The organism is Streptomyces fragilis (genome assembly GCF_003112515.1).
Classification (GTDB): Bacteria; Actinomycetota; Actinomycetes; order Streptomycetales; family Streptomycetaceae; genus Streptomyces; species Streptomyces fragilis.
The window spans coordinates 1,983,770-2,004,156 of record NZ_BEVZ01000002.1; the positions used below are offsets into that span (position 1 = coordinate 1,983,770).

Annotated in this window: 20 protein-coding genes and 2 pseudogenes; 13 read left to right on the forward strand and 9 right to left on the reverse strand. The window is 69.7% G+C overall.

The genetic code is table 11. The annotated features are described in order from the left end of the window. The first annotated feature begins 59 nt into the window (after positions 1 to 59). A complete protein-coding gene (locus Sfr03f_RS10465) occupies positions 60 to 482 on the forward strand; it encodes a VOC family protein (protein ID WP_108953365.1) in 423 nt (140 codons plus the stop codon). Between the two features lie 267 nt (positions 483 to 749). Continuing rightward, positions 750 to 1,322, forward strand: a complete 573-nt coding sequence (locus Sfr03f_RS10470; protein WP_108953366.1) for a DUF4352 domain-containing protein — start codon at positions 750 to 752, stop codon at positions 1,320 to 1,322. 116 nt (positions 1,323 to 1,438) lie between these two features. Here the strand turns inward: Sfr03f_RS10470 and Sfr03f_RS10475 are convergent, their stop codons facing one another. Further along, the gene (locus Sfr03f_RS10475) at positions 1,439 to 2,110 is read right to left on the reverse strand and encodes a hypothetical protein (RefSeq protein WP_159105609.1); all 672 of its coding nucleotides are present in this window, start codon (positions 2,108 to 2,110) and stop codon (positions 1,439 to 1,441) included. Between the two features lie 193 nt (positions 2,111 to 2,303). On the opposite strand from Sfr03f_RS10475, the gene Sfr03f_RS10480 reads away from it, so the two are divergent. After that, positions 2,304 to 2,507 carry a cold-shock protein gene (locus Sfr03f_RS10480; RefSeq protein WP_108953368.1) on the forward strand — a complete coding sequence of 68 codons (204 nt, stop codon included), beginning with the start codon at positions 2,304 to 2,306 and terminating at the stop codon, positions 2,505 to 2,507. Positions 2,508 to 2,716: 209 nt separating this feature from the next. Here the strand turns inward: Sfr03f_RS10480 and Sfr03f_RS10485 are convergent, their stop codons facing one another. Further along, a complete protein-coding gene (locus Sfr03f_RS10485) occupies positions 2,717 to 3,094 on the reverse strand; it encodes an STAS domain-containing protein (RefSeq protein WP_245967481.1) in 378 nt (125 codons plus the stop codon). Between the two features lie 160 nt (positions 3,095 to 3,254). On the opposite strand from Sfr03f_RS10485, the gene Sfr03f_RS10490 reads away from it, so the two are divergent. Further along, complete coding sequence (locus tag Sfr03f_RS10490; protein ID WP_108953370.1) at positions 3,255 to 3,746, forward strand: ATP-binding protein; 492 nt, start codon at positions 3,255 to 3,257, stop codon at positions 3,744 to 3,746. Positions 3,747 to 3,916: 170 nt separating this feature from the next. Here the strand turns inward: Sfr03f_RS10490 and Sfr03f_RS10495 are convergent, their stop codons facing one another. Next, complete coding sequence (locus Sfr03f_RS10495) at positions 3,917 to 4,855, reverse strand: GlxA family transcriptional regulator (protein ID WP_108953588.1); 939 nt, start codon at positions 4,853 to 4,855, stop codon at positions 3,917 to 3,919. A gap of 196 nt (positions 4,856 to 5,051) precedes the next feature. On the opposite strand from Sfr03f_RS10495, the gene Sfr03f_RS10500 reads away from it, so the two are divergent. From Sfr03f_RS10500 to Sfr03f_RS10510, 3 genes are all read left to right on the forward strand, one after another. Next, positions 5,052 to 5,741, forward strand: coding sequence for a DJ-1/PfpI family protein (locus Sfr03f_RS10500; protein ID WP_108953371.1), 690 nt, complete (start codon positions 5,052 to 5,054; stop codon positions 5,739 to 5,741). A gap of 65 nt (positions 5,742 to 5,806) precedes the next feature. Then, a complete protein-coding gene (locus Sfr03f_RS10505) occupies positions 5,807 to 6,124 on the forward strand; it encodes a hypothetical protein (RefSeq protein WP_108953372.1) in 318 nt (105 codons plus the stop codon). Next, complete coding sequence (locus Sfr03f_RS10510) at positions 6,121 to 6,591, forward strand: hypothetical protein (protein ID WP_108953373.1); 471 nt, start codon at positions 6,121 to 6,123, stop codon at positions 6,589 to 6,591. Before Sfr03f_RS10505 ends, Sfr03f_RS10510 begins: the two co-directional genes overlap by 4 nt. Positions 6,592 to 6,779: 188 nt before the next feature. On the opposite strand, the gene Sfr03f_RS10515 is transcribed toward Sfr03f_RS10510, so the two are convergent. From Sfr03f_RS10515 to Sfr03f_RS10530, 3 genes and pseudogenes are all read right to left on the reverse strand, one after another. Beyond that, the gene (locus Sfr03f_RS10515) at positions 6,780 to 7,850 is read right to left on the reverse strand and encodes a CU044_5270 family protein (protein ID WP_108953374.1); all 1,071 of its coding nucleotides are present in this window, start codon (positions 7,848 to 7,850) and stop codon (positions 6,780 to 6,782) included. Between the two features lie 266 nt (positions 7,851 to 8,116). Continuing rightward, positions 8,117 to 8,725: pseudogene (locus tag Sfr03f_RS10525) on the reverse strand (RNA polymerase sigma factor); the annotation flags it as partial. 149 nt (positions 8,726 to 8,874) lie between these two features. Then, positions 8,875 to 10,617 (reverse strand): endo-1,4-beta-xylanase, encoded by a 1,743-nt coding sequence (locus tag Sfr03f_RS10530; RefSeq protein WP_108953375.1) that lies wholly within the window; start codon positions 10,615 to 10,617, stop codon positions 8,875 to 8,877. Positions 10,618 to 10,908: 291 nt separating this feature from the next. Between Sfr03f_RS10530 and Sfr03f_RS10535 the strand changes: the two genes are divergently transcribed. The 4 genes and pseudogenes from Sfr03f_RS10535 (at position 10,909) to Sfr03f_RS10550 (ending at position 15,413) form a co-directional block, all read left to right on the forward strand. Beyond that, positions 10,909 to 11,667 (forward strand): hypothetical protein, encoded by a 759-nt coding sequence (locus tag Sfr03f_RS10535; RefSeq protein ID WP_108953376.1) that lies wholly within the window; start codon positions 10,909 to 10,911, stop codon positions 11,665 to 11,667. Positions 11,668 to 11,813: 146 nt separating this feature from the next. Continuing rightward, positions 11,814 to 12,317 (forward strand): hypothetical protein, encoded by a 504-nt coding sequence (locus tag Sfr03f_RS10540; RefSeq protein WP_174721551.1) that lies wholly within the window; start codon positions 11,814 to 11,816, stop codon positions 12,315 to 12,317. A 259-nt stretch (positions 12,318 to 12,576) separates the two neighbouring features. Then, positions 12,577 to 13,489: pseudogene (locus tag Sfr03f_RS10545) on the forward strand (glutaminase). A gap of 613 nt (positions 13,490 to 14,102) precedes the next feature. Continuing rightward, positions 14,103 to 15,413 carry a PP2C family protein-serine/threonine phosphatase gene (locus Sfr03f_RS10550; RefSeq protein ID WP_245967482.1) on the forward strand — a complete coding sequence of 437 codons (1,311 nt, stop codon included), beginning with the start codon at positions 14,103 to 14,105 and terminating at the stop codon, positions 15,411 to 15,413. Positions 15,414 to 15,540: 127 nt separating this feature from the next. Here the strand turns inward: Sfr03f_RS10550 and Sfr03f_RS10555 are convergent, their stop codons facing one another. The 3 genes from Sfr03f_RS10555 to Sfr03f_RS30225 all read right to left on the reverse strand — a co-directional run bounded on the left by Sfr03f_RS10555 (position 15,541) and on the right by Sfr03f_RS30225 (position 18,926). Next, positions 15,541 to 16,317, reverse strand: a complete 777-nt coding sequence (locus tag Sfr03f_RS10555) for a Type 1 glutamine amidotransferase-like domain-containing protein (RefSeq protein ID WP_108953378.1) — start codon at positions 16,315 to 16,317, stop codon at positions 15,541 to 15,543. A 196-nt stretch (positions 16,318 to 16,513) separates the two neighbouring features. Next, the gene (locus Sfr03f_RS10560; protein ID WP_108953379.1) at positions 16,514 to 18,610 is read right to left on the reverse strand and encodes a PT domain-containing protein; all 2,097 of its coding nucleotides are present in this window, start codon (positions 18,608 to 18,610) and stop codon (positions 16,514 to 16,516) included. A gap of 166 nt (positions 18,611 to 18,776) precedes the next feature. Next, positions 18,777 to 18,926, reverse strand: a complete 150-nt coding sequence (locus Sfr03f_RS30225) for a hypothetical protein (protein WP_159105610.1) — start codon at positions 18,924 to 18,926, stop codon at positions 18,777 to 18,779. A 6-nt stretch (positions 18,927 to 18,932) separates the two neighbouring features. Between Sfr03f_RS30225 and Sfr03f_RS10565 the strand changes: the two genes are divergently transcribed. Together Sfr03f_RS10565 and Sfr03f_RS10570 are read left to right on the forward strand one after the other, a co-directional pair. After that, positions 18,933 to 19,178 carry a hypothetical protein gene (locus Sfr03f_RS10565; RefSeq protein ID WP_108953380.1) on the forward strand — a complete coding sequence of 82 codons (246 nt, stop codon included), beginning with the start codon at positions 18,933 to 18,935 and terminating at the stop codon, positions 19,176 to 19,178. Next, positions 19,178 to 19,555, forward strand: a complete 378-nt coding sequence (locus tag Sfr03f_RS10570; protein ID WP_108953381.1) for a fic family toxin-antitoxin system, toxin component — start codon at positions 19,178 to 19,180, stop codon at positions 19,553 to 19,555. The genes Sfr03f_RS10565 and Sfr03f_RS10570 overlap by 1 nt, the downstream gene beginning before the upstream one ends. The last annotated feature ends 832 nt before the right edge of the window (positions 19,556 to 20,387 follow it).

Here is a 20,387-nt window from a genome sequence, read left to right on the forward strand (position 1 = left end):
TCGTCACCCGCACTGGACGGGTCGGCGGCGCATCCGTCACACCGCACAAGGAGCAACCCATGTCCGTCACGACCACCACCCACCTGAACTTCCGGGGCACCGCACGAGAGGCACTGGACCACTACCGGTCCGTCTTCGGCGGACGCACCGTCGCGGTCACCTACGCGGACGCGGGCGCCGTGCGGAACGAGAGCGAGGCGGACTGGGTGATGTGGGGCGAGGTGGCAGGCGACGACGGCTTCCACGTCATGGCCTACGACGTGCCCTCGGACCTGCCTTGGAACCAGGGCGAGAACCCGTTCTTCGTCTCCGTACGCGGTGACGACGCCGAGGAGATCCGCGCCCTGTGGGGCAGGCTCGCCGAGGGCTCGGCCGTCGTGCGCCCGCTGGAGCCCGCGCCGTGGGCACCTCTGTACGGCATGCTCACCGACCGCTTCGGCGTCACCTGGGTCCTGGACGTCGCCGCTCCCTACAACGGCTGAACCGGCCGACCGACGTGAACCGCCCCGTCCGGGCCACCGCGGTGACACGCGCGGCCCGGACGGCGCAGGCACCGCACACCTACGCCCGTCTCACGAACCGAGCCGCAGCCGGAGTACTCCTCGTATGCGGACGAGTTGGCGGCCGGGAGACCGCAGGGAAGGCTGGGTTGAGGAAGGCTCCTCACCGTGCGGTCCCCCGCCGCCGGAGGGACGATGGACGTAAGCACAAGGCCGCGCCTCACCGGGCGCCGAGGCCAGGGGGACAGCATGTCTCGTCTGTCGGTATGCGCGCTGGCAGCGGTCCTCGCCGTCGGCGGCACCGCCTACGGCGCCCGGACCGGTTCGGAAGCGCCGACGTACGGCGGCACGGCATGGTCCGCAGCCTCAGCCGGCGCGCACGCCCCAGCTCGCACCGACCCCTCGCCCACCGACGCCGAGGTGGGCGACACCGTCCACCTGACGGGGCTCAAGAATGGCGAGAAGCTCGCGGTCACCGTGGTGAAGGTGGTCGACCCGGTGACCGGCAAGGACACCGGCCCCGGAACAGGGGAGCGGTACGTCGCCGTCCAGTTCCGTCTGCACAACACGGGATCGCAGCAGTACCGCGACGCCCCGATCAACAGCGCCAAGGTCGTCGACGAGCAGGGGCACGAGTTCGGCTCCTGGATCGCCGAGACCACCGCCGGCCCGGGCTTCACCGGCACGACGACCCTCTCCGTCGGCGACACCGCGCTGGGATACGTCACGTTCAAGGTGCCGGAAGGGTCGGAGATCGCCGAGATCCAGTTCACGATGGACAGCGGTTTTGCCGACGACACCGGCAAGTGGCGCGTGCCCTGACGGTGAGGCGCTCCGTGGCCGGCCCTGGCTTGCCACCGGTGACGATGGGGCGCCAGACCTCACCGGGGTTCGGCCACGCCTGGCGCAGTGAAGTGACAGGCAGTGCCTGTACCAGCTCATTCCTCGAGTGCGAGGCCCTCCCCGACGAGACCGGCCGGGTATCCGAAGCGGTCCCCGAGCATGGTCATCTCGGCGCGCAGCGCGACGGTGACCGGCAGGGCGTAGAACTTGACCGCCCGAAGGAAGAGCCGGTAGCCGAGGTCCGCACCTGCCTCCTTGGTGACCCGCCGGAACGCCGGCATCAAGGCGGGCAGCGGGTATGGGTTGAAGACCTGGGCCTCCGTGTGCGCGGTGGCCAGCGCGTCCGCGAGCGGACGCATCACGCGGAGGACCTCCGCGCCGGTGACCTCGTCGGCCTCCGGTCGGGCCGACGGAGGGACGAAGCCGGGGTCACGCCGCCGTTCGGCTGCGAGCCAGGTCTCTTCGAGCCTCCCCAGCCAGGCGCGAGGAGTCACGTCCTCCGCGACAGGATCGAGCGCGTAGTCCGTCGAACCGGCCCAGGCGGTTCTGATGGTCTCCTCCGGCAGCGAGGAATCCAGCAGGCACCGGACGTCCCGCCCCAGCCGCAGCCGAGCGGACCGGTCCAGCTCCGCCACGGCCCGCTCCACCGTCAGGACGACGGCCGAGACGGGACCCCGCTCGACGAGGGCGTCGATCTCCGGTGCCGGCAGGTCGGCGAGGTCCGCGCACTGCAGCGAGAGCCATGACAGGCCCACTTCCTGTGCCATCGTTCCTACTTCGGATAGGAGGTGGAGGCGACCCATGTCTTGGGCCTGTTGTGGCTCTCGACGAATCGGTGACGGATGATCGTATGACAGGGCTCCGGTTGGGGTAGGACAGACGCTGGCGGTCTTCCTTGCAGTGGACGACCCCGCTGTTGACACCGGCCGGCACCCCCGGCGAGATCGAAGGATACGCAGTATGGCCAGCGGCACCGTGAAGTGGTTCAACTCCGAGAAGGGCTTCGGTTTCATCGCCCAGGACGGCGGCGGACCGGACGTCTTCGCCCACTACTCCAACATCTCCGGCAACGGCTACCGCGAGCTGGTCGAGGGCGAGGCGGTCACGTTCGACATCACCCAGGGCCAGAAGGGCCCCCAGGCCGAGAACATCGTCCGCGGCTGATCTCCGTGACGCCCCGCGGAAGCCGCACCACGGACGCGGGGTAGGACAACGGGGTAGGACAACAAGGAACCCGGCGGCCGGCGGCAGACCAGCCCTGGCCGCCGGACTCTCCCGTAGGCACAAAGCGTTCGGCGGCCTCCTGCGCGACCGCAGCGCCCCGGTGAACTCGCCCCGGGCGACGGGCCTTGCCCGTGGAGGCGGGTGGCCGGTCAGTGGGCGAGTGCTTGGGGGAGGGTTGCCCGGCAGTCGATGACAGCGTCGACACCGACGATGCTGAGGGTGCGCGTCACGGCTTCGCCGGCAGCGGCCAGGCGCAGCCAGCCGCCGGCCTCGCTGAGGGCGCGGTGGGCGGCGATGAGGATGTTGATGCCGCTGGAGTCCATGAAGGTGACCTGGCGCATGTCGACCACGACGTGGGGACAGGGAGTGCCGGAAGCGTCCAGGGCTCGGCGGAACGTGTCGCCGGTGTGGTGGTCGATCTCTCCGGACAGGGTCAGCACGCGGATGTTGTCGGTGGTGGTGGTCACGACCGACAGGTAGTCGGCCTGCCCGGCGGGTTCGGGGTCCGTCATCTCTGCCTCAGACATGACAGTGATCCTGGCACACCCAGACCCTCACCCGCAGTGCCGCAGGCATGGTATGTGCGGTGCGGAAGTGAGCCGGTCGACAGAAAAGACATGGCGTGATTCGAAACTGTGAGGGTAGACGGGCGAAGAATCTTGTAAACGCTGGTGAGCGGGGGAACGAATGGCGGTCCTGGTGGACGCGGATCCGACGTCGGCAGGTGGTGGGGCACCGGCCCGTCCCGCCGTACAGACCGGCAGGGCCCTCGCCGGAGACGGCGAAGACATCGCTCACGCCCGCCACCTGGCCGCCGGATTCCTCACCAGGGTCCAAGCCGAGCACGGCCTGCCCGTCTCGCAGCGTGCCATGGACCTCACCCAGCTGGTGGTCAGCGAACTGGTCACCAACGCCCACAAGTACGCCCCCGGACCGGTACTGCTGGACCTGCGCCTCACCGGAGACATGGTCGAGGTTGCCGTGTGGGACTCCAACCCGGCTCTGCCGATAGCCCGGGCCGCGGACACCGGCCGGGTCGGCCAGCACGGCTTGGAGATCGTCATGGCCGTCGCCCAGGGCTTCCAGGCGCAGCGTGAGCCGGTGGGCAAACGCATCACCGCCCGCATCGCCCTGGCCGACGACCCGGGCGGCGCCGTCTCCGGACGCCAGCCCCTGTAGAGCCTCGGCCGTGTACCTCGGACGCGATACCGGACGACCGATCTCTCGCCCCTCGTGAGGACAGCCCCCGCCTCATGATCCGCCGTGCGCTCGTCGACGGCTGCCCACGGCCACCTGTGACCGACCGGCTGCACCGCCGCCTGAACCCGGAGCCCGCACGTCTTCCTGGGTCAGCTGAAGGTGCGGCGGTAGGTCCGCGGGCTGACGCCTGTGGCGCGCTTGAAGCGGTCACGGAAGGTAGTGGATGAGCCGAAACCGACCTGGCTGCCGATGCGCTCGACGGAGTGCTGTGTGGTTTCGAGAAGGTGTTGCGCCTGGCGGATGCGGGCCCGGTGGAGCCACTGGAGCGGAGTGGTGCCGGTCTGGTCGCGGAAGCGCCGGATCAGGGTTCGGGTGCTGGTCCCGGCGCGCGAGGCGATGTCGGCGAGCGTGAGGTCGCGGGAGAGGTTGTCCCGCAGCCAGGCGAGCAACGCATCGAGTTCGGCGCCCTGCGGTGTGGGGGTGTGATCGTGGACGATGAACTGCGCCTGCCCGCCCTCCCGTTCCAGGGGCATCACCGACAGGCGGGCGGCGTCGGCGGCTACGGCCGAGCCATAGTCACGGCGGATCATGTGCAGACACAGGTCCATTCCTGCGGCGGCGCCGGCCGAGGTGAGGAACTGGCCGTTGTCGACGTAGAGGACGTCCGGGTCGACGTCGATGTCGGGGTGGGTGGCGGCCAGCAGGCCGGCCGCGCGCCAGTGGGTCGTGGCGCGTAGCCCGTCGAGGAGCCCGGTGGCAGCAAGAGGGAAGGTGCCCACGCAGATGGACGCGATCCGGGTGCCGGCGGTGGCGGCCGAACGCAGCGCGTCGCGTACGGCGGGCGGGAGCGCGGCCGTGAGGTCATTGACGCCCGGCACGATGATCGTGTCCGCGTCCCGCAATCCTTCCAGGCCCCAAGGCGCGCGCAGGGTGAACGCTCCGGCGTCGATCTCGTCGCGCTCGGCGCATACCCGGACCTGGTAGCCGGGCCGTCCATCGGGCAGGCGGGTACGCGAGAACACCTCGATGGGAGTGGACAGGTCGAATGGAATCACCTGATCCAGCGCGAGAACGGCAACGGTATGCATGGCCAGAACATACCCCGTCATCGGATTGTCTCAGTCATGCAGTTAACCCGAGAACTGCCAATCTCCGCAGCTCAGGGCGACTGGCAGCGGGTTGGCATTATTCCGTTGAAACATGGCACTAGTGCCACTGGGCAGTCGCGGGGACAGCCGGTTGACTTCAGAGCGTCGATGGCAAACGCTCCTGAAGGAATCGCCCATGCACATCCAGATCGTCCTGTTCGACGGCTTCGACCCGCTCGATGTCATCGCCCCGTACGAGGTGCTGTACGTCGGCGGCTCGGCCTCAGGCGGCGCAGTGAGCGTCGAACTGGTCACCGCGGAGGGCCCTCGCGAGGTGGTCAGCGGCACCGGAGGGCTGGCGCTGCACGCCGCCGGCACCCTCGACCTGGAGCGCGCCGACATCCTTGTTGTGCCCGGTGCCTCCGGCCGCGTGGGCGAGCCCGGCGAGGACCCGGAAGAGGAAGCGGACGCCGGCGAGTGGAAGCAGGACGAGTTCATCCCGGTGCTGCTGGGCCGGACGCTGACCACCGACCTGCCCGCACTCCTCAAACAGGCGATGGACGACCCGCACATCACGGTTGCCACCGTCTGCGGCGGCTCGCTGGTCCTGGCCATGGCCGGCCTGCTGGAAGGGCGTCACGCCACCACCCACCACATGGGCCTCGACATGCTGGATGCCACCGGCGCCCACGCGGTCCACGCCCGCATCGTGGACGACGGCGACCTGATCACCGGCGCCGGCGTCACCTCCGGGCTCGATCTGGGCCTGTACCTGCTGGAACGCGAGGTGGGTCCCCGCATCGCGCACGCCGTCGAAGAACTCTTCGCCCACGAGCGGCGCGGCACCGTCTGGCGCGCCCAAGGGCCGACGCCCATCACCCTCTGAGCACTCGTCTGCTTCTCCGGCCAGTCGCTCACCATTCCCCTCGCACAGTCAGGAAGAGCATCACCATGTCCGTCGACGGCACCTGGAACCTGTCCATCTCCACCCCCATCGGCAAGATCAAGCCCGTGGTCGAACTCCGTGAACAGGACGGCACCCTGACCGGCGTCGCATCCGGAGCCGGCGAGGACGTACCACTCACCGACATCTCCCTCGACGGCGACCGGCTCACCTGGAGGCAGGCCATCACCAAGCCCATGCGGCTGAACCTGGCATTCGACGTGACGGTCGACGGTGACACCCTCCGGGGAACCTCGAAGGCCGGCCGCCTCCCCTCCTCGACGGTCACCGGCGAGCGCCGGACCGCCCCGGAGCACCAGTCGTGACCAAGTTCTTCCTGTCCCTGCACGTCCTGGCTGCCATCATCGCCGTCGGCCCGGTCACCGTCGCCGCGAGCATGTTTCCCGCGACGCTACGCCGCGCCCTCGGCGCCCCCGGTGAGGGTGACGCCTCCACCGCCCTGCGGACGCTGCACCGCATCTGCCGCGTGTACGCGGGCATCGGCATCGCGGTTCCCCTCTTCGGCTTCGCCACGGCCAGCAGCCTCGGTGTCCTCGGCGACGCCTGGCTGCTCACCTCGATCCTGCTGACCGCGGCGGCCGCCGGTCTGCTGTTCCTGCTGATCCTGCCCGCTCAGAACCGCGCCCTGCACGAGGTGACAGGCTCCACCGCGCCGACGTCAACCCCCGTGGCACCGCACCGGCTCGCCATGCTCACCGGCCTCTTCAACCTGCTCTGGGCCACCGTCACCGTACTGATGACCATTCGTCCCGGCTCCACCACAGGGACATGACCATGCACCTCCAGCCTCCCCTCCACCTGCGCATCGCGGCTCACACCGAGCTGATCCTCGCCCACCGAGGCCTGATCGATGAGCTGGGGACCCTCGCCGCCGAAGACCATCGCCCCTTCGGGATGGCAGGGCGGCCCTCGGCCCTTCCCGTACAGCATCTGTCATGCGGTCAGGTCAGGGCCATCGCGTCAGGCCGTTGTCCCCGGCTTCTCGCGGAGGGCGTTTACCACCGCGCGTTCCAGGACCGCCGACGTGTTCGTCACGGTGCCCTTCCTGCCCATGGAGGTGTCCCGGGTGAGGTAGGTCCGCTCGCCCAGGTACTCCAAGGTCTTCGCGTCGAAGATCCAGGCGGTGCGCCAGCCGGCGCGCTCGTCGTCGCGGGCCACGCCGATGCCGTGCCGGCCGGCCGCGTCCACCGCGTCGGAGTCCACGCTCACGCCGGGGATCCTCGCCGCGGCCTTGTACAGGGCGGCCGCGGTCTGCGGAGGCATCAGGGTCTCCCGCAGCAGCCCGCCGATGGCGTCGAAGGCGTCCTGGTCCGGGCTCCGCTCGTCGGCCGGGACACCGCGCGCGTCCTGGTCCGCGGTGATCTCGGCGGCGAGCCGGCGGAGCAGGGCGTCGGGGTCGGTGGGCAGGGAGGCCAGCCAGGAGTACGTCGGGCGGTTGAGGCCCGCCGGTGAGCCGACGGGCTTCTCGCCGTCCGGGACGCCGACCTTGATCGGGAAGTACGTGCCGTTCTGGTGGATCAGGCCCTCGTCGATGACCGGCCCGGACTTCTGGGTCATCCAGACCTCGCGCTCACCGGGCTTGCCCAGTTCCACCGGACCGCCGAACACGCCTTCGTTCTCGGCCTGCAGCGTCCTCACGTACACGAACTGGCCCTCGGTAACTTTCTGCGCGTCGCTCTTCGAGGCGATCGTGGCGATCCGGTCCAGCAGCATGGTCGCACCGCGAGGTGCCGTGTCCGAGGAGCGGGCGGCGGAGGGCGGCGGGGTGTGGTCCTGCCCGGCCACGGCGAGGCTGGTGAACAGGACCCCGCCCAGGGCCAGGCCGGCGGCGGGCAGCAGGACGTCGAGGCGGGGGAGGCGGCGCCGGGGGCGTGCGGAGGCGCGGTCGCTGTCCTGGTCGATCAGCTGCATCAGCTTTTCCTTGTGGTGGAGATGGCGGCCCGGGGGCAGGTCCCGTTCGGCCGGGACCGGCAGCAGCCGGGCCAGTTCCTCGCGTTCGGCCCGGTCGGGGCCGGAGGCACGGTCGTTCATCGGGTTTCCTCCTGGATGGGCAGGACCACGCATGCGGTCCTGCCCTCTACCTCTCCGCGGCGGTGGCGGGGTTCTCTGCCGGGACGGACGCTTTCTCGCGGGCGCGCGGTGCCGGCTCCCCTGGCGGGGGAGGGGGGCCTGGCCTCTCCGGAGCGTGGGGCCTTGGTGCCTTCGGGACGCGCGGGCGCGGCGTCCTCGGGGCGCGTCGGGCGGCCAGGTGTGCCGTCCCGGGGTCGTACGGACGCGCCCGGTCCGAGGCGTGTGGGCCCGCCGCCGTCCCCGGGGCGTGCTGTCGACGCCGGTTCTCCGGGGCGCACGGCCGGCGCGAGCCCACCCGCTGCGCTGTCCAGCCGTGCGTCCGTGAGCCGCCGAAGCCGCTCGCGGGCGCGGGACAGCCGCGACCGCACCGTGCCCACCGGGACGCCCAGCGCCTCGGCGGCCTCCGCGTAGTCGAGGCCGGACCAGACGCAGAGTGCCAGCACCTCGCGGTCCTGGTGCCGCAGTCCGTCCAGCGCCTGCCGGACCGCGGCGAGCCGCCGGGTGTCGTCGACGTGTCCGGCCGTGGCGTCCGCGATGTCCGCGACGGGGTCCGGGGCGGGGCGGCGGGCCAGGAAGGCCCGGCGCCGCCAGGTGCCCCGGTTGGCGTTGCGCGCCTTGTTCGTGGCGATGCCGAGCAGCCACGGCAGCAGCGATTCGCCCTCCGGTTCGAGGGCGTGCCGGGTGCGCCAGGCGGCGAGGAAGGTCTCGGACATGACCTCCTCGGCCGTCGACCAGTCGCTGGTCAGCCGGTAGGCATGGTTGTAGACCGGCCTCGCGTACTCCTCGTAGAGCGCGCCGAACGCCTGGCGGTCGCCCGCCCTGATGCGTGTCCGCATGCGCTTCCGGTCTTCCTGATCATCACATCTCACACCCCTACCTCTCCGGCCGGCCCGGCCAGTTCCCGTGACCCCTGCCACATGCCCCGGGGCCGGCCGACCGGCCGCCCGTCACACAGCGGCGACCGCAGACGTCGACTGCGCGACCCTCACGCCTCGTCGAAGGCCTCGAGCAGGCGCTCGTACGCCGGCTTCGGCCGCAGGGCGGCGTCCCACGGCAGGGAGTCGGCCGTGCGCGGAGGATAGATCTCGGTGTCGGCGGTGGAACCGTACCGGTCGGTGAATCCCCATGTGGAGAACGATGTGCAGTTCGGCTCCTCCAGGCAGACCCGCAGCTTGCCGGCCATCTCATCAGCCTGAATCTGCCGCCCGTCCTCCTCGTCCTCACCTACGGGGACGTCCATCTCCGACACCCGCGCCTGAACCCCGAGCTCCGCCAGATCCCGCACATGGCTGCGGAAGGTCTCCGGGTCGACGCGGTCGCCGGGTGCGTACTCATGGTTCTGGAAACCCACGCCGTCGATCGGCACGCCGCGTTCCTTGAGCCGCCCGACCAGGTCGTAGAGGGCGTCCCACCGCTCGCCTTCCTCCTCGACCCCGTACTCGTTGAGGAACAGCCGTGCCTCCGGGTCGGCCCGGTGGGCGGCCCTGAACGCCTCGTCGATGTACTCCTCGCCCATGGCCTCGAACCACGGGCTCTGCTCGGAGCGCAGACCGAGATCCCCGTTGGTGTAGCTCCTCTCGTCGTCGGACATGGGCTCGTTGACCACGTCCCATTCCGCGACCTTTCCCTTGAAGTGCCCGGCGACCACGGCGATGTGCCGGAGCATGGTTCGGCGCACCTCCTCGGGGTCGTCGTTCTCCCGCATCCAGTCGGGCAGAGCCTCGTGCCAGACCAGGGTGTGCGCGTGCACCTTCATGTCGTTCGCGCGGGCGAAGCGTACGAGCAGGTCCGCGTCGCGGAAGTCGTAGACGCCCCGGCGCGGGTGGAGGAACTGTGGCTTGAACGCGTTCTCCGGAGTGAGCATGGAGAACTGGCTCCCCGCGAGCGCCCGGTAGCGTGAGTCGGTGAGCAGCGGGTTCTCGGCCATGGCGGCGCCGATGTCGAACGGCCGCCCCACGTCTGCGGCCCGCGCACGCAGTGAGTCGTCGGACTGCTCCTGGCGCAGCTGCGGCGCCTTGATCACGCGGAGCGCGTCACCGCTCTCTGCCCGCGCGGTCAGCCGCGTCAGACGCCATCCCTCGCGGCGCTCGTCCTCGCCCGCGTCGGCCTCCAGACCGAACCACACAGTGCCCTCGGCGAACACCCCCGGGTCGGGAACGGTTCCCAGCCGCCGCCCGTCGGCTTTCACGCGGAAGGTGTCCCCGATGCTCGACACGGCGAGCGTCACCGTCCCGGAGCAGCCGCAGTCGAATTGCTCGGAGGCCGCCGGCTCATCGCCCTCGCCGTCCCATATCTGCACCTTCACTCGTCCGTCGCCGGTCACGCCGACGCGGAGTGAGGGCCGCTCCTGCCGCCACTCGTCGTAGATGACCGGTACCCGTCCGTACAGCCGCAGCCACGAGCCGCCGTCATCGTCACCCACACCGGACATGCGCGCGGTGACGGTGAAGTCGCCATCGGACCTGAGATGCGGGCCGGCCAGGTTCAGCGGGGGGTTGGGCTGGCCGCCGGAGGAGTCCTGCTCCACGATGCGCCGATCCGTCGCGCTGACGCGCAGGATGTCGTTCCGCGCGGTGGTGCCCGGCATCTGCGTCCAGTCGTGGGTCCGCAGCAGGTCCTCGTCGTTTCCGCCGCCCGCGCCTTCTCCCCGCCCGGTACACCCGGCCGCCACCGCCATGACCAGCGCCACGGCGGTCAGCCGCCGCCACGTCCCCCCACCAAGGTCCACGGACCCTCCCACTCCCATGTTCGAGACAAGATCAACGTCCCGAAACCGGAACCCAGTTCATCACACACGAGGTACGGCGGCCTCGCGGTCACCCGGTGCGGGAAACGGACGTCCTGGCACCGCCAACGGCGCCCTCGCCGGACTGCCCTGGACCAGCAGCAGAAAGGCCTGGCCTTGGCCGAGACCATCAGCGAGGCCGGTTCACGCATCGTCGGCCACCGCGACTTCGGCCCGCCGCTCGTGATGGCTGATCGAGGCGAACGTACGTGCGGCGATCTCTAGGATTCCGGCATGATCACCTTGTCCGTCGACCCCACCTCGCAGAGCTTCGCCGCCGGCCAGGCGCTGGGGACGCTTCTCATCACCGCCGCGGTCATGACCGTCATCTGGTTTGCTACCCGGACGTGGCGACGTGGTCCGGTGCCGGCCGGCGCAGCCGAACCCGCACAAGCCTTCCCGGCCGCCCAGCGTCGGTACAACGTCGTCGCCAGCGTACTGCTCGTCGTTGCCACCGCGGGTCTGATACGTGCATGCAGCTACGAGGGAAAGCCGCCTTCCGCTTCCGTCGAGGCAGCGCCCGTCGCCCAGGAACGTGTCATCGACGCCGCCCCGCGCGTCGGCGCGTACAGGCTGTTGACCGACGAGGAGGCAGCCCCGTACGAGCAGCAGGCTTCCGGAAAGACGCTCCAGGGTCAGTACTGGTTCTACGACGGTCCCGGCCGAGGGCCGATGGGCGCCATCCTTCAGATCAACGCCGTCGAATGGGATGCGGGGCTGGCCGAGGAGAAGCGCTCGGACACCATGACGCAAGAGCTGCGCAACTTCTTCGCCGGTGCGAAGGCGAGTGAGGTGACCGCCTTCGAGGCGGGCCCCTGGGGCGGGCGGTTGAGCTGCGGCTTCATCGCGCCGAACGCCGGAGGCCGCCCCATCGTGTGCGCATGGACCGACGGCGGCACCTCCGGCAGCGTGGTACTCGGGGACGAGACGAGTCTCCCCGGGGCCGCCGAGGTCGCCCTGCGGTTCCGCACCGCCTCGGAGAAGCGCACCTGACGCCACCTCGCAGCTCTGCGGCTCCGGAGCCCGGCTTGGCACGCCCAGGACTCGAGCGGACCGGCATGATCGGCCGGTGGGTTAACAGGTCGGCCCTTCGCGCTCGGCGGAGGGAGCTCGTGACTGACCGGGGGAGGAGAACGAGGATGGCGGCTCAACTGCGGTTGACATGGGTTCTTGCAGGGCGCGGGTGGGCGGATTGCACCGTCAGCGACGACCGGGCGGAAGTCGACGTCACGGCCTCGTACATCACGGCCGCGCCTGAGGATCTCCTGACGGCGGTGACGCGTCTCATGGCCGGCGAGACCGAGTGCCGCGTGCAATTCGACGCGGAGCCGACCATCTTCCGCTGGATCTTCTACCGCGAGGGCACCGATGTGTGGATGCGCCTTCTGAGGCTGGCCCGCGGCAGCGACCACGACAACAGGGGGACCGAAATCTGGTCCAGCTGGCAGGACGTCGACAGCGTCGCCCGTGGGGTGATCCGATGCTTCGACCAGGTCGTGAGGGAGTACGGCGAGAGTGCCTACCGCGGTAAGTGGGGTGAGCACTTCCCCCGCACCGAACTGGAGGCGCTCAGAGCCGCGTGGCGCAGGCATCAAGGCGCCTGTGGACCCTCCTCAACCCCAGCGACCCCGTCAGACCCGTGAGGTTCCGCCGGCACAGACCCCCGGTCTGGATGACCGTGCCGCGCGAGACGGGTCGGTCGGGGGCCTTCCCTCTCCACCCACTGGGTGAGCGCCGCGAGACCTCGCCGCGACGCCGCCTGAGCCTTTACCCGGACCCATCGTCGTACCCCCGGCCGCGGGGGCGGCCCGGCCTCTCCGGCAGTGTGATGCCGAGTGCGGTCAGCCGCCTCACCGGCGCCCCGTGGATTTCATGAGCACAAGGGGCGCCGTGACATCGAGGATGGACTACCAGCACGTATTGGAACAGGTCGCCGAGGAGGTCACGCGGACGCCCGGCCGGGGGCGGTCCGCCGACTACATTCCCGCACTCGCCGCCCTTGACCCGCGCGCCTTCGGCATGGCCGTCGCCGAGCTGGACGGCACCGTCCACGGGGTGGGCGAGTGGCGCGAGCCATTCTCCGCGCAGTCCATCACCAAGGTCTTCACCCTGACCCTGGGCCTGGCCCTCGAGGGCGACGAACTGTGGGAGCACGTGGGCCGCGAACCTTCCGGCAACCCGTTCAACTCCCTGGTGCAGCTCGAGTACGAGAACGGCATCCCGCGCAACCCGTTCATCAACGCCGGCGCCCTGGTCGTCACCGACCGCCTCCACACCCGCACCGGAGACGCGGCGGGCGAGCTCCTGCGGCTGCTGCGCGCCGAGAGCGGGAACCCGGACCTCGATTTCGATCTGGCGGTCGCCGCCTCGGAGGCCGCGCACGGCGACCGCAACGCGGCCCTCGGCCCATGTCATGGCCTCTTACGGCAACATCGACAACCCCGTCCCGCTCCTGCTCGACCAGTACTTCCGCCAGTGCTCGATCAAGGCCTCCTGCGCCGACCTCGCGCTGGCGGCCACCCTCCTGGCCCGGCACGGCGTACGCGCCGACGGCACTCGGCTCCTGACCCGCAGCCAGGCCAAGCAGGTCAACGCCGTCATGCTGACCTGCGGCACGTACGACGCCGCCGGCGACTTCGCCTACCGTGTCGGCCTGCCCGGCAAGAGCGGGGTGGGCGGCGGCATCATCGCCGTCGTGCCCGGCCGCTGCGCACTGTGCGTGTGGAGCCCCGGCCTGGACGAACGGGGCAACTCCGTCGCCGGAGTGGCAGCGCTGGACCACTTCACCACGCTCACCGGACTGTCGGTGTTCTGATCCCGCCCTGCTGGCGGCTCCCACGCTCCGGTCGAAGCTCGCCTTTGAGCGCGCCGAGTCCCCCCAGTGCTTAACCAGTCGGTCGTGTGCATGGTGAAGGGGGCGGTCAGTCTGCCCTGCGCCGCGGCCCTGGCTCCTACCAGCAGGCCCATGACCTGCTACGTTTTGTTGCACGCCGCTCATTTGACGACGACGGCACATGCGAGCGGGCCAGCCTGCCGGACCACCAGGTCAGGCCCCTGTCCGAGGGCCTGCACAGGGCCGTGCACAGCTCGCTGTATGAGCCAGGCCGACGCGCAGCAGTTCACTTAGGACTCGGGCGATCCCCACGGGGCACATGAGGAAGGGACGCGGGGCCGTGCCTTGCGAGGGTGGGGCGCCGTTCCGGGGACGGCGAAGCAGCCGGCGACTGGGTCGGCGAACATCCCTCGCCTGGGCAGGCGGTGCAAGATCCACGCGCAAGTGTTCGACGGGTCAGTGGCCATGCTGCGTGCGGGCTTGCAGGGCACCGGAACCCGTGCCACTCATTCGGGCCCGCGCTGGAACGACGTACTCATCACAACCTCCCCTTATCACTGACCGCAACCGCCGCCGTCCCATCAGGAGACACCCGTTGACGAGCGAGACCAACGACGCAGAGCACGGTTGTGTCAGAGCGGACGAAGAGCCCGGGGAGGACCAGGACGAGTCCTGTGTGTCGCTGGAGGGCGATGTGGAGGACCTGTACGAGCACGCCCCTTGCGGCTATCTCTCCACCCGGATGGACGGCCGGATCGCGAAGGTGAACACCACCCTTTTGAACTGGCTCGGTTACCAGCGCGGTGAACTCATAGGCATCAAGCACTTCTCCGACCTGCTCACGGTGGGCGGCCAGCTGTACTACGAGACACATTTCGCCCCCCAGCTGCAGATGCAGGGAAAGATCAGCGGCATTGCTCTGGAGCTGAAAGCGGCCGACGGTACGCGTCTGCCCGTTCTCATCACCGCCACGGTCAAGTCAGGCGGCGACGGGCGCCCGCCGCTGATCCGCACCATCGTTTTCGATGCTCGCGCCCGTCGCGCCTACGAGACCGAGGTTCTCCGAGCCCGTCAGGCAGCCGACCGCGAACGTGACCGCCTTCAAGTTCTGGCCGCCACCCTGCAGAAGACGCTCCTGCCCCCGACCCTGGTGGATGTGCCCGGCCTGGATGTCTCCGCCTATTACCACCTCGCATCCATCGACGACGTCGGCGGCGACTTCTACGACCTGTTCCCCCTGGCGGCGGGCACCTGGGGTCTGTTCCTGGGCGACGTCTGCGGCAAGGGCGTCACCGCCGCAGCTCTCACCTCACTGGCCCGTTACACCCTGCGCGCGGCCGCCGTTTACAACCCGGACCCGGCCGCCGTCCTGGTCAACCTCAATACCGTCCTGTTCAACGAGTACAAAGGCAGTGACGCCCGGTTCTGCACCGTCCTCTTCGGCTTGCTCACCCCGGACCCCGACCGAGGCGGTTTCCACATCACGTTGGCCGGCGGAGGTCACCCGCCGGCTCTGCTGCTGCGCGTGGACGGTACCGCCGACTTCCTGCCCACCCTCGGCGGTCAGCTCATCGGTGTCCTGCCCAATCCCCGCATCGTCACCACCTCGGTCCACCTCGCCCACGGCGACACCCTGCTCCTCTACACCGATGGCCTTACCGAGGCGCACACCAATGCCGTCGTAGGCGGACGGGAGCGTTACGGCGACGACGCCCTCCTCGAGTTCGGTCACACGCTGGCCCCCACCACGGCCGCGGACACCATCAGCGCGGTCCGCCGCCTGCTCGATGCCTTCGGCACAGGCGTCGACGACGACACGGCCATCTTGGCCATCCACGTCCCCCGACCTCCCAGGAACATCCAGCACCGGTCTCCCGAACCGGAGAAGGCCGGCGCGACGACGTAGGACGGGAACAGGCCGAAGCCGGCAGAGAGGGCACAGGCCGAAAGATGTCCGACACGGTCGCTGGTCCGCACGCGGGTGGGAGCGCTGAGGACGGCACCGAGGAGGAACGAGGAGCTAGCGTGTCACTTCACGCGATCGAAGTGGGCTTTTGTGCCGCGCCGAGCAGGCGACATTGCATGGCCTGCTCCTCGACTCCGCCATCCCTGCCGGGCTGCACCCGGTACAGACAGGCCCGAGACGTACGCGTCACGGAGTCCGTCAGCAGGCCGCCCGTGAAGAGGGCGCCGACACCATCCTCGACCGCCCACCCGGCCGGGAGCGCGCGGTTTGCCACGGCTGCCTGATAGGACGATCGCCGACCGGGCTCACTGTCGTAGTGGGGGCAGACCGATCCGGACAACAGCCCCAATCCGTCGCGGAGGTGAGTCAGTGGGCCGAAAGAGTCGGTGTGCGAGCCTTCGGCCCAGCAGTTGGCACCAGCGCTGATGCCGCACAGCAAGATCCCCCGGTCGAAGGCCTCGCGAAGGAGCCGGTCCACGCCGTGGGCGCGCCAGACCGCCAGCATGTTCGCGGTGTTGCCCCCACCTACGTAGACGACGTCCTGAGAAAGCAGGAACGCGCGCAGGGCGTCGTCATCGAGCTCCCGCCGAAAGAGATGCAAGACGCTCGGCTCGCAGGAACGTGACCGGAACGCCCCGAAGAACTGCTCCACGTAGGCGGGGGCGTCACCACTGGCTGTCGGAACGAAGCACACCTTCGGCCGAGGAACGGGGACCTGCTCGAGCACCCAGTCATCCAGCAGACCGTCGTCCTCGGTGGAGAAGCCGCCACCGAGGAGAGCCAAACGACGTTCCAGAACGACAGCCACGAGGGTGCCTCCGCAGATCAGGATGCAGACGAGCATGATGCCCTGAACCGTGCCAAGGCATCGGCTACGTCCGCAATCCAATTGCCTCTCTGCCGCTCGAGGTCCTGTCCAGCCAGGGCAGGCCACGGCGCACATCGACCACCCGCCAGTCCTGCCGGCGTCCTCAACGCGGGACGCCGCGCCCCGGAGTCCTGGGGCACGGCGTCGCAGCGGTCGAGCGTCGTACGACGGATCAGTTGGTGAAGTACAGGTACTTCCACGATCCGTGCGTCGTGGTGTTGACGTTGTCGCCGGACGGGTTGTTGATGTAACTCGTCCGGACGCGCGCCTTGGTGCCGGCCACGCCGGGCGTACCCGTGTTCACGGTGACCTTGCCGGTCGAACTGAGTTCGAAGTACCCCGTGGCAGTGCGGCGCCACGCGCCGTCGACGTAGACCTGGAACTCGTACCACACCTCGCGGCGCGGGTAGTAGCTCATCGTGGTGCTGACGAGCGCGTCCTTGGTCTTGCGGAACCAGTAGTAGTTGTGGGACCCGACGTAGCCGGTCTTGTAGTGGCCGGAGACGCTGTTGGAGATGCTCACCTTGGCGTAGCCGACGGAGGTGACGGTCCTGGGCGCGTACTTGGTGTCGCCCTTGAAGACGGCGGTCACCGTGGTGTCGCGCTTCATGTCGACGACGGCGGAGATGTTGCCGCTGGAGTTCACCGTGCCGCTCTTCAGGAGCACGTTGGGCTTGTCCGAGCCGTAGGGGTTGGCCCAGATCTCGACCTTGCGGTTGGTGTAGGTCGTGCCCAGGTGGGCGGTGAAGGTGACGTCCTTGCCGTAGGAATAGACGTTGTGGTTGTTGTTCAGCGTCAGCGTCGGCGTGGCACGTGGGATGATCACGGTGTCCGTCTTGGAGACCGCCGTGTGGGCCGCGTCGCCCGCGTAGGCGACGCGGTAGACGACGTTGTCGCCGGTCGGCGGGGTGTCGGTGAAGCTGAACGTGCCGTCCGCCTTGGCGGTGACCGACGCCAGGGCCTTGCCGCTGGGGCTCGCCACGTCGGTGCGGGTCACGCTCAGCTTGACTCCGGACGGCAGCGGCTCCGTCGCCGTGATCCTGCCGGTGACCGTCAGCTTGGTGCCGATGGTGCCCTTGGCGGGGGCGTTCACGGACAGCGTCGGGGTGTTGAGGTTGGCACCGGCGTACGTCTTCAGGGTGTAGGAGCCGTACGAGCCGACCAGGGCGAAGAGCCGGGAGGAGTCGCCCCACACCAGGTCGGCCGTCTCGAGGTCCGTGGTGATGGTGCGCAGCGGCGTGGTGCCGTTCGGCTTGAAGACCGAGATGGTGCTGTACAGGTTGAGGTGATCGTAGGTGTAGTTGGCGACGGTGCCCTGGGCGTTGACGTCCGCCCGCCACCCGCTGGCCGGGTATTCGCCGGCGGCGGAGAACTCGCCGTTCTGGTACGCGTCCCGCTGCCGACCGGCGACGAGCAGCTGCGCGTGGCCGGGGACCAGGTCGAGGTCGGTGATGTAACCGGTCAGCGAGTGGTCGCCCTGATGGTAGGCGATCTTCTCCGGAGTGCCGGACGAGACGTCCAGGACCGTCATGGAGCCCGAGTCGACGTTGGTCTCGCCCACGGCCAGAAGGCCGGGAGAGGACGGGTCGGTGTCGACAACGGCCGCGCCGTCCCAGCCGCCGCCGGGCAGCAGCTCGAGCCGGACGGGGCCGTCCGCCGCGGCGGCTGCCGCGGCGAGCGTTGCCGGGCCCGCCGGAGCAGTGGGCTCCGCGGTGGGCCCAAGCGTCGGCTCGGCGGTCGCCTCCGCAGTCGGTACCACGGTCGGCTCGGTGGGCTGCGGGGTCAGGTCAGCCGCCGGGGCCGCGGCCCGGTCCGGGTTGATCGAACCCAGGTTGCCGCTCGACTGGTGGATGTAGGTGAACCAGACCCTGCCCGCGGAGAAGGCGACATCCTGAGGACCCGCATCGGCGGAGATCGACCACCGGTCCTTGACCGCGAGCGTGCCCGCGTCGAGAGCGATGACCTCGCGGCTCGCAGGGGCCGCGGCGTACAGCGTGGCGCCGTCGTCCGACAGCGCGAGACCGCAGACGCTGGGGATGTTGTAGACGCGTTTGACCAGGTTGCCGGACCAGTCGGCGACAGCGACGCTGCCGTTGACGGGGTCGCCCACGAAGACGCGCTGGTGTGCCGCGTCGGTCACCAGGCCGCCGCCGGAAGTGGTGACGGTGGTGGCGGCGGCCGAGGCGGTGCCGGCCGCGGCAACGGTCAGTGCTGCCGAGCTGAAGAGGACGGCGAGAGCCGTCGCGGTGGAGATGCCGCGTCCACGCACAGGTGTTACCCCCAGAGGAAACCCGGTGATCGCCGGGCGCGAGGATCGCACGAGAACACGCGTGACATCGCCCCCGAGACGGGGCGCACGGCAGGCGGGGCGCGACTGCCAGGGGGCAGCATATGTCGTGTCTGGGACAAACGCGTCACCGGTTTCCCCTCAGGGCTCAGCCCTCCTCGTGGCCCTTCTCCGCGAGCCGGCCCAGGGCGGCGATGAGGTCGTAGCAGTCGGGCCGGTAGTCGTTCCTGCGGCCGAGGACGCCGCCTCCGCCGTCCTGGCATGGACACCCACCACCCCCGGTAACAGCTGTTACCATGCGGGTATGGCGAAGACGCAAATCGGCGCACGCGTCGACACGGACGTTGCGGAACTGGCCCGGCGGCGAGCCGCCGATCTCGGGCTGAGCTTGGGGGACTACCTCGCCCGCCTGGTGGAGGACGACGCCAGCGGTCTGCGCGCCCGCGCGGTCGACGCCGCCGCTCGTTTCCTGGCCGAACACCAGGACGTGTTCGACGAGGCCGAGAACGCCCCACGAAGCCAGTCGGTCAAGGAAGTGCGCGCCGCCTGATGCACCTGCACATCGACGTCCCCTGGATCCTCCAGGTCGCCGAAGCGGCCGGCGCCAACGACCCGGCCCCCGACGACTACGGCGTCCCCGTCTCGGCGGTCGCCCGCCACCGCGCGGAAGTTTTCGAGCAGCCCGTCTACGACGGCCCCTACGCCAAGGCCGCCGCTCTGGTCCACACACTGGGCCGCTGCCGCTGGCTGGAACGCTCCAACCTCGCCGTCGCCGCCGCCACCGGTGTGATGTACCTCGAGGCCACCGGCATCACGGTCAAGCCCACCCGCGAGGACGCCACGGCCCTCAAGGACCTGCTTCTGGACCCCACCTGCACCGTGGGCAAGATCGCCGCCCTGCTGCACGCTTGGCCCACCACCACCTGAACGCCCCTGGCCAGACGCGCAGCGGCGGCCGTACCCGGGGCCGCTGTCAGACCAACGGGGCGCTGTTCAGTCGGCTTTGCCGGGGGGACATGGAGTGGGTACGGAACGGGCTCGTCGACCACGAGGTGCGATGCTGCGAAAGGCCGCCGTCCCTGCCCAGCCGCTGCTCCGGCGCGCCGCCGCCCGAAGCTTTCACCACCTGGACGGTAGGTAGCGTTCGTGCGCTCTGCGTTCTCGCGGCGTGCGAGCTGGGCGTTGGCCGCGTCCGCCAAGCCGTAGGCGCTGAAGAGTTCACCGCTCTTGCGGTACTTCTTGTTGCACGCCTCCTGGCAGACGCCTCCGGCCAGGCCTCGGCCGGGGAGGAGTCCCCCTTGGTCTGATTGCCGTAGATCATTGCGACGTACTTCATCTCGGGTGTCCCCCCCGGGCTCCTGCGCGCCCCGTCGGCATGCTGTCACCCCTCAGTCGAAGCGGGAATCAGGTCCTCGACAGATCTTTTGCCGCACGGCCGTCGCGCAGCTCGGACACCGACGCGACGCGAGTGGTCAACGTACAAGTCGGCTTCACCCCGGTGTTGACCGCGCCCTCCGGCAGGCGCTGCCTGCGGGTTGGACCAGCGCTGGGCCGGAGCGGTGAGGCGGGGGTTGGCCGCTGGTTCGTGCGCGGCTACGACAGCACGGGGACGGCGGCCTTGCGCGGCGTCGGGAGTGGGCTGGTCCTGCCCGTTGGTTGGGTTGGTTGTCTGTGTGTGGGTTGGGTGGTGTGTGGTGTGTGGTGTTGGTTGTGGTTGGTTTCCGGGTGGCTTCTGCGGGGGGTGTGGTGGTTGGTGGTT

Coding starts and splice junctions, on each gene's coding strand:
- Sfr03f_RS10535 (WP_108953376.1), top strand. CDS start 10,909: ATGATCACCTTGTCCGTCGACCCCACCTCGCAGAGCTTCGCCGCCGGC.
- Sfr03f_RS10540 (WP_174721551.1), top strand. CDS start 11,814: ATGGCGGCTCAACTGCGGTTGACATGGGTTCTTGCAGGGCGCGGGTGG.
- Sfr03f_RS10485 (WP_245967481.1), bottom strand. CDS start 3,094: ATGTCTGAGGCAGAGATGACGGACCCCGAACCCGCCGGGCAGGCCGAC.
- Sfr03f_RS10505 (WP_108953372.1), top strand. CDS start 5,807: ATGTCCGTCGACGGCACCTGGAACCTGTCCATCTCCACCCCCATCGGC.
- Sfr03f_RS10555 (WP_108953378.1), bottom strand. CDS start 16,317: ATGCTCGTCTGCATCCTGATCTGCGGAGGCACCCTCGTGGCTGTCGTT.
- Sfr03f_RS10480 (WP_108953368.1), top strand. CDS start 2,304: ATGGCCAGCGGCACCGTGAAGTGGTTCAACTCCGAGAAGGGCTTCGGT.
- Sfr03f_RS10475 (WP_159105609.1), bottom strand. CDS start 2,110: ATGGCACAGGAAGTGGGCCTGTCATGGCTCTCGCTGCAGTGCGCGGAC.
- Sfr03f_RS30225 (WP_159105610.1), bottom strand. CDS start 18,926: ATGGTAACAGCTGTTACCGGGGGTGGTGGGTGTCCATGCCAGGACGGC.
- Sfr03f_RS10515 (WP_108953374.1), bottom strand. CDS start 7,850: ATGAACGACCGTGCCTCCGGCCCCGACCGGGCCGAACGCGAGGAACTG.
- Sfr03f_RS10570 (WP_108953381.1), top strand. CDS start 19,178: ATGCACCTGCACATCGACGTCCCCTGGATCCTCCAGGTCGCCGAAGCG.
- Sfr03f_RS10565 (WP_108953380.1), top strand. CDS start 18,933: ATGGCGAAGACGCAAATCGGCGCACGCGTCGACACGGACGTTGCGGAA.
- Sfr03f_RS10465 (WP_108953365.1), top strand. CDS start 60: ATGTCCGTCACGACCACCACCCACCTGAACTTCCGGGGCACCGCACGA.
- Sfr03f_RS10500 (WP_108953371.1), top strand. CDS start 5,052: ATGCACATCCAGATCGTCCTGTTCGACGGCTTCGACCCGCTCGATGTC.
- Sfr03f_RS10470 (WP_108953366.1), top strand. CDS start 750: ATGTCTCGTCTGTCGGTATGCGCGCTGGCAGCGGTCCTCGCCGTCGGC.
- Sfr03f_RS10490 (WP_108953370.1), top strand. CDS start 3,255: ATGGCGGTCCTGGTGGACGCGGATCCGACGTCGGCAGGTGGTGGGGCA.
- Sfr03f_RS10495 (WP_108953588.1), bottom strand. CDS start 4,855: ATGCATACCGTTGCCGTTCTCGCGCTGGATCAGGTGATTCCATTCGAC.